Genomic DNA, 6,843 nt, shown 5'->3' on the forward strand with positions numbered 1-6,843 from the left:
AGGCTCTTCGGGTCAGGCTGCTGCGTCGTCGAGCCGCATGGTCCGCCGATAATAGGACGGAACCGGTCGGCGTTTCGGATCCACGCTGGCGGGTGGGATCAGCCAGGGGTGTCGGTCGAATCCCATGATGATGTCCCATCCGTGGTGGTGCACATCATCATGACAACTGCTGCAGAGTAGACAACCGTTGTCGAGGTCGGTGGGACCACCCTCACTCCAGTGCCGCACGTGGTGTCCTTGGCAGCGTCCGGCATGGGCACCGCATTTGATGCACCCACGATCCCGCACCAACAACGCTTTCCGTTGCCCGGGAGTGAACAGCCGTTCTTTGAGTCCGACGTCGAGGGGTGCGCCGTCGGTGTTGAGGATGATCTTGGTGATGGTGGTGTCACACGACAACATTTTCGCGGTCGCTTCGGTGATGGCACCCATATTCTGCAGGTCCCCGCCGAGTGCCGGGTTGTCGGCCGACCATGTCCACAACAGTCCGTTGGTCGGTTTGGCGGAGAAGGTGGTGTCGGCCAAACCTTGTGCCGCGAGTTCGACGATCGTCTCGAACGGGGCGGCACAGATCTGTTCGGGCGTCCGCGGATCCGGGGACCCATCGGGCTGAGGCTTGGGAGCCGACAAGGTTTCCATCAGGGTGCGGGTTTTCTCCCCGGCGATGATGTCGAGGTTCGCCGAGATCTCCAGCCGGCCGTCGTCGGTGATGCGGTCGGTGTAGGAGTTGATCGTCTTGTCCTCCGCCGCCGGTAGCCCGCCAGGCGTCTCCGCGGCGAGCTCGTTTCCCAACTGTCGTGCGTAGAGGTTGATCTCGGCGGGGGTGAAGCCGGCGAAATAGTGCGACAGCAGTTTCCGCAGAAACTCGCACCGTTGCACGGTGTCCAAAGGTTCGGGGCATCGGGTGTCGATGTGCGCCAATCCGCGGACGATGGCATCGACGTGTTCGGAGGAGATGGACCCGTCGGCGGCGTGCGCCAACAACAGATCGATGTCGCCGGTGGCAGCAATCCGCACGTACCGACCTGCGACGGCAGGTGCGAAACCCATGCTGATCAACAGTTCCCGCAAACGGGTGGTCTTGTGATCGGCGACCCCTAACCGGTCCATCTCGCCGGTGAGGGTGGTGGCGTGGTGATCAACCAGATTCCGCAACAACAGAACTTGCTTCATCGCACCGAAAGCCTGCGGTCCGGTCATCTCCGGATTCCATTGCAAGTCGCTGAGTCGGCTGACGATATCGGCGAAGACCGCCTCAGCGTCAACATCTTTGATGTCAAGAGTTGTGGTGGTGTCGATCATGGGCCCTCCCCAGCGGCTGATCGGTGTGAGGGCTCTACTCTACTCGAACATATGGATTAGTGCAAGGGTGTTCGACAGACTTGTGGAGGGAAAGATGCTTGTGGACAACGGGATTGAGTGCCCGGCCCAACTGAAATCTTATGTCGGTGGGGTGTGATAGGGGCCTGTCGGCATTCGAGTTGCAACGGTTCGACGCTCCGCGGGTCACCCACCGGCGAACCGGGTGCACGCGGAAGTGAGCACTGTGGTGACGGCCGGCTGTGGCAACATGGGAAGTGAGTGGTGCGTGGCCCCATCGATGATGTCAATATGGCAGTGAGGCAGAGAGTTTCGGACAGCGTCGGCGGTCTTGCCGACGTCGTGGACTCTGCTGTTTGCGGCGAGGATCACCGACACCGGTACCGCCAACCCAGCCAGCGTCGCCGACTTCGGTCGACGCGGGACGCGTGGTCGAGTAGAGGGGAAGTGCGCGGCGCCGATCGCTGACAATTCGAGCCACTGATGATCCAACGCGGCACCGCCGGTTTCCCATTCGAGAAACTTCCGCTGTCGAGAGCGACTCGGCCGCAGCAGAATCGGTACCGCGTGGGCGAGGTATTGCATCCGCATTGGTCCGAAACATGAATTGGGGTCGAGCAGCACCAGTCCGCTCACCTGTTCCGGATGTCTGAGTGCAAAGGCCAGGGCGACCATCGCGCCGTAGGAGTGACCGACAAGGATGGGACGGGCTGCATGCAGAGATGTCATCGTCGTTTCGAGCCACTCGAGAACATCGTCGACCGACCGGATGCGGTCTCGTCCAGGGACGGAGAGCCCGGGGTCTCCGATGAAGTCCACGGCGTGACATCGCCGATGCTCGCCCAGCGGTTCGGCGACGGCGAACCATTCCGTCAGTGTCGCACCGGATCCTGGCAGTAGTACAAGATCCTCGCCGTTTCCGCGGCCCCATGACGTCGTGCGAGTCGTGCCGAATCGGGACGGCAGATCGGCGTCGGTGGCATCTGTCGGCCAGCGGCCACGCAGGGCTTGGTAGTGGTCACAGAACTCGCGACCGGCATGGGTTGAGGTGAACGCGTGTGCATCGGCCATATCAATCCTCTCAAAGATCATTTAAGTTGATGATCAAGGTAATTGATTGATGAGGTACTGTCGAGCGGTGGCCCGCGACGAGAACCTCGACGATTCGCGACCGGAGTATCGACTCATCCGTGATCTGCGAGCGTTGACAGTCGAATTGGACCTATTCGGAGCGCAGTTCGCGAAATCCGAGGGACTTCACTCCACGGATCTGCGGGCGTTGATCGTTCTGCTGGAGGCCGAACGCGACGGCGGGGTGGCCACGCCGGCGGTGCTCGGTCGTACCCTTGGCGGACTCAACTCGGCGACAGTGACCGCGATTCTTGATCGGCTCGAACGAGCCGGGATGGTCGTGCGAACACCGGATTGCGACGACCGGCGCCGGATACTCGTCGGGGTGACCGAACATGCGCGAGCGGTCGGTCGCGGCTTCTTCGGACCGCTCATCGTTCCAGCAGTGGAGGCCCTGAAGGACTACGATCAAGCCGAACTGCGGCTCATCGAGCGCTTTCTCGACGATATGACGCGAATCGTCACCGACGTGCGGCAGCGGTGATCGCGGCCCTCAGCCGTTGACCTTGGCGATCACGTTGTCGGCGTACCAGTTCAGGTGATCGAGCTTCTTCTGCAGGGGTTCGGTATCGTTACCGACGATGTAGGGCAACCGGAAGCCGACGATGACATCGGTGATGCCTTTGTCCTCCAGGCGTTTACAGCCGTCGACGGTATAGGCGTCGAGCGAGATGACGTGAATCTCGAAGGGGTCGTTGAGTTTTCCCTCGGCCTTGCGGATGTCGGTGATCTTGTCGAGCAGGACGTCGAGTTCCTCGGGCGGCCCACCGCCGTGCATCCAGCCGTCGCCGCGGACCACCGCTCGGCGCAGCGCTGCATCGGCGTGACCACCGACGAGCAGAGGAATCGGTTCGGTCGGTGCAGGGGCCATCTTGATCTTCGGGATGTCGTAGAACTCGCCGTGGAACTCGAAGTATTCCCCGGAGGTGAGCCCACGGAAGATGTCCATGCATTCGTCCATACGCTTTCCGCGCCTGCGGAAGTCGACCCCCATGAAGTCGTAGTCCTCGGGCCAGGGGCTCGTGCCGACCCCGAGCGCGAGTCGATTGTTCGTCAGGTACGCAACCGAACTTGCCTGCTTGGCGACGAGGGCCGGCGGGCGGACCGGTAGCTTGAGCACGAACGGTGTGAAGCGAATCGTCGAGGTGACCGCCCCCAACGCAGCCGCCTCGATGAAGGTCTCGATGAACGCCTTGCCCTCGAGGAACTCCCGGTTGCCGTCGGGCGTGTACGGATAGGTCGCGTCGGACTCCTCGGGGTAGGCGAGTGAGTCCGGAATCGTGAACCCCGCATATCCCGCTGCCTCGGCGGCTTGCGCGAGCGGCGCGTAGTAGGCCGGATCGGTCATCGCCTCGGCGAAGGTGAAACGCATGCTCTACTCCCGGATAGCCCGTCGTGGTCCGTCTCCACAGTAGAACATGTTCTAGTTTTGTGGGGCAAGGTTCGGGAAGGGCAGCGCTAACGGCGCGAGACAGCTCGATCGGGGTCGACAAACCGGGGTGAATCACCCCTCACTCCGGCCGGACGAACCGCTCCCGTCGGCCGAGCCGCTGCAGGCGCAGCCACTCGGAGAAGCCCTTGACGTCGTGCTGTTGTACCAGGAAGTACCAGCCGAAACGCGCATACTCCTGCGGGAGCAGCTTGCGCATCCCGGGCTGACTCATCAGGTAGCCGCGGTTGCGGTAGGTGAAGAACCGCTTGGTCGGGTTGTCCGGGTACTGGGTGTGCATCCGGCCGCCCATGATCGGCCGGAACTCGTCGGAGCCGTAGGGGTGGAGATAGGCAGTGGTCAAACAGGTTCCGAATGGCAGACCGGACCGCTGCAGCCGGCGATGCATCTCGACCTCGTCACCGCGGAAGAACAGACGCAGGTCCGGGACGCCGACCATGTCCAGCGTTTCGGCACGGAACAGGGCTCCGTTGAACAGCGACGCGATGCCGGGCAACAGATCGTCGCCGCTGTCCTCGCCGTTCTCGAACAGCTCGGAACGCTTACGCCGCCAGGCGATTCCGCGTCGAAGGGGAAAGGCGAGGGTATCCGGATCGTCGATGTTGACGACCACCGGTGACACCTCGGCGAGGTCGTGGCGGGTTGCGCAGCCCAGCAGGATCTCGAGGACCTCGGGCCCCTCGGGTCGGCCGTCGTCGTCGGCGCACCACACCCAGTCGGCGCCGAGGGCCAGTGCGTGCAGCATGCCCAGCGCGAAACCACCCGCCCCACCGAGATTGCGCGCGGACCCCAGATACGTTGTCGGAACAGGCTGAGCGGCAACGAGTTCAGCGACCGCCTGCTCATCGGCGTTGTCGACGACGACGATGTGGTCGACCGGCCGGGTCTGCGAGCCGAGGACCGCGAAGGATGCGGCCAGCAGCTCCGCGCGCCGATGGGTGACGACGACCGCAACGATCTTGTCGCGCATGCTCATTCGGCGGTGTCGGCTTCCTTCTTCAGGCCGTCGAGAACCTCACGCACATGCGATGCCGCCTCGGGTCCCTCATAGGCGTTCACCACGTCCTCGATGCCGCCGTCCATGCGCACCTCGCCGTGATCGATCCACAGGGCGCGATCACACAGCTGGGCGAGGAATTCGTTGGAGTGGCTGGCGAAGACGAGGATGCCCGAGCGCTCCACGAGCGCCTCGAGACGGGTCCGCGCCTTCTTCATGAACTCGGCGTCGACGGCGCCGATGCCCTCGTCGAGGATGAGGATCTCCGGATCGATGCTGGTCACCACGCCGAGGGCGAGTCGCACCCGCATACCGGTGGAGTAGGTGCGCAGCGGCATGTTCAGGTAGTCGCCGAGCTCGGAGAACTCCGCGATCTCGTCGGTCTTCTTGAGCATCTCCTTGCGGGTCAATCCCAAGAACATGCCGCGGATGATGATGTTCTCGTAGCCGGAGATCTCCGGGTCCATGCCGACCCCGAGGTCGAAGACGGGTGCGACGCGGCCGGTCACCTGACAGTGCCCGCGCGTCGGCTCGTAGATCCCTGACAGCAGTCGCAACAACGTCGACTTACCGGCACCGTTGTGCCCGACCAATCCGACGCGATCGCCGTGCTCGAGATGCAGATTGATGTTCTTCAGGGCCTCGACGACGATCACGTTCGACGCATTGGCGCCGATCACGCCGCCGGCCGCGCCGATCACCGATTTCTTCAGCGAGCGCGTCTTGGCGTCGAATATCGGGAAGTCGACACACGCATCCCAGGTGTCCACCCGGACAGTGCTCTTGCTGGTCGCCATGGTTGTCGCCTTATCTCCGCCGGTCACACCCAGTAGGCCACGCGGGCGCGGTAGTTGCGCATCACGGCCAACGCCATCAGCCAGCCGACGATCGTGCAGCCGATCACGACCGCCCAGTGATAGAAGGCCACCGACTCACCGAGCAGCGGACCGCGCGCGATATCGAGGTAGTGATACATCGGGTTGAGTTCGACGAGTTTGAGTCGCTCGGACTTCTCTCCGGTCTGCTTGCCGAGATTCTCGGTGGTCCAGATGATCGGCGTCATGAAGAACACCAGTTGCACCGCCGTGGTCAGCAACTGGCCGATGTCGCGGAAGCGGGTCGAGAGGATGCCGAAGACGATCGACACCCACACGCCGTTGATGACGAACAGCGCGATGGCCGGGATGACCAGCAGGGCAGTCCAATTCAGCGGCTGCGGGAAAATGATCAGGATCGCGATGTAGATGACGATGTTGTGGGCGAAGATGATCAGCTGCCGCCACACCATCCGGTAGACGTGCACGCTCACCGGCGACGGGAGCTGTTTGATCAGTCCTTCGTTCTTCGAGAACACCTCGGCGCCCTCGAGGATCGAGTTCTGGATGAAGTTCCAGAAGATGAACCCGAGCGTCACGTATGGCAGGAACGACTTGATGTCCATGTGGAACAGCTCGCCGTAGAGCAAGCCCATCGCGACCGCGGTGACACCGGTGGCGATGGTGATCCACAGGGGACCGAGCAACGAGCGGCGGTAGCGCTGCTTGATGTCCTGCCACCCGAGGTGCAGCCACAGTTCGCGGGCGTTCAGACCCGCCGACAGGTCGTCGAACGCCCGGCGCATGGACCGCGACGTCGCACCTGTGGGCGGCGGTGGGACCCGCCCCTGCATCACTTCGGCTGACACGAGGCCACAGCATACAAGCGCCGGGACAATCGCCGGCGTCCAGAGGTGCCGATCAGAGGTACTGGCCGGTGCTGCCGTGTCCGCCCGCCGACGGTGTCATCCCCGGGGGCAGCGCACCCTGACGCATCTGCTCGAGTTGAGCGCGAGCGGCCATCTGCTGCGCGAACAGGGCGGTCTGGATGCCGTGGAAGAGCCCCTCGAGCCAGCCGACGAGCTGGGCTTGGGCGATCCGCAGCTCGGCGTCGGACGGGGTGGTGTCGT

Annotated in this window: 8 protein-coding genes; 1 reads left to right on the forward strand and 7 read right to left on the reverse strand. The window is 63.3% G+C overall.

What is annotated here, in order from left to right:
• Positions 1 to 12: 12 nt before the first annotated feature.
• Together B1964_RS01245 and B1964_RS01250 are read right to left on the reverse strand one after the other, a co-directional pair.
• Positions 13 to 1,302: an HNH endonuclease signature motif containing protein gene (locus B1964_RS01245; RefSeq protein WP_079928492.1), complete on the reverse strand. Its 1,290-nt coding sequence runs from the start codon at positions 1,300 to 1,302 to the stop codon at positions 13 to 15.
• Between the two features lie 204 nt (positions 1,303 to 1,506).
• Positions 1,507 to 2,412, reverse strand: a complete 906-nt coding sequence (locus B1964_RS01250; protein WP_366664250.1) for an alpha/beta hydrolase — start codon at positions 2,410 to 2,412, stop codon at positions 1,507 to 1,509.
• 46 nt (positions 2,413 to 2,458) lie between these two features.
• Between B1964_RS01250 and B1964_RS01255 the strand changes: the two genes are divergently transcribed.
• Positions 2,459 to 2,935 carry a MarR family transcriptional regulator gene (locus B1964_RS01255; RefSeq protein ID WP_079928494.1) on the forward strand — a complete coding sequence of 159 codons (477 nt, stop codon included), beginning with the start codon at positions 2,459 to 2,461 and terminating at the stop codon, positions 2,933 to 2,935.
• A gap of 9 nt (positions 2,936 to 2,944) precedes the next feature.
• On the opposite strand, the gene B1964_RS01260 is transcribed toward B1964_RS01255, so the two are convergent.
• The 5 genes from B1964_RS01260 to B1964_RS01280 form a co-directional block, all read right to left on the reverse strand.
• Entirely contained in the window at positions 2,945 to 3,823 is an 879-nt protein-coding gene (locus B1964_RS01260) for a TIGR03619 family F420-dependent LLM class oxidoreductase (RefSeq protein ID WP_014358524.1), read from the reverse strand.
• A gap of 139 nt (positions 3,824 to 3,962) precedes the next feature.
• Positions 3,963 to 4,877, reverse strand: a complete 915-nt coding sequence (locus B1964_RS01265) for a glycosyltransferase family 2 protein (protein WP_079928495.1) — start codon at positions 4,875 to 4,877, stop codon at positions 3,963 to 3,965.
• Positions 4,874 to 5,695, reverse strand: a complete 822-nt coding sequence (locus B1964_RS01270) for an ABC transporter ATP-binding protein (protein WP_006369281.1) — start codon at positions 5,693 to 5,695, stop codon at positions 4,874 to 4,876. The genes B1964_RS01265 and B1964_RS01270 overlap by 4 nt, the downstream gene beginning before the upstream one ends.
• A gap of 23 nt (positions 5,696 to 5,718) precedes the next feature.
• The gene (locus B1964_RS01275) at positions 5,719 to 6,567 is read right to left on the reverse strand and encodes an ABC transporter permease (RefSeq protein WP_165776348.1); all 849 of its coding nucleotides are present in this window, start codon (positions 6,565 to 6,567) and stop codon (positions 5,719 to 5,721) included.
• Positions 6,568 to 6,634: 67 nt separating this feature from the next.
• Positions 6,635 to 6,843: proteasome activator (locus B1964_RS01280; protein ID WP_139765579.1), on the reverse strand; the 209-nt coding region annotated here is incomplete at its 5' end.

The sequence above is a fragment of the Gordonia sp. i37 genome (genome assembly GCF_002043085.1).
GTDB lineage: Bacteria > Actinomycetota > Actinomycetes > Mycobacteriales > Mycobacteriaceae > Gordonia > Gordonia polyisoprenivorans.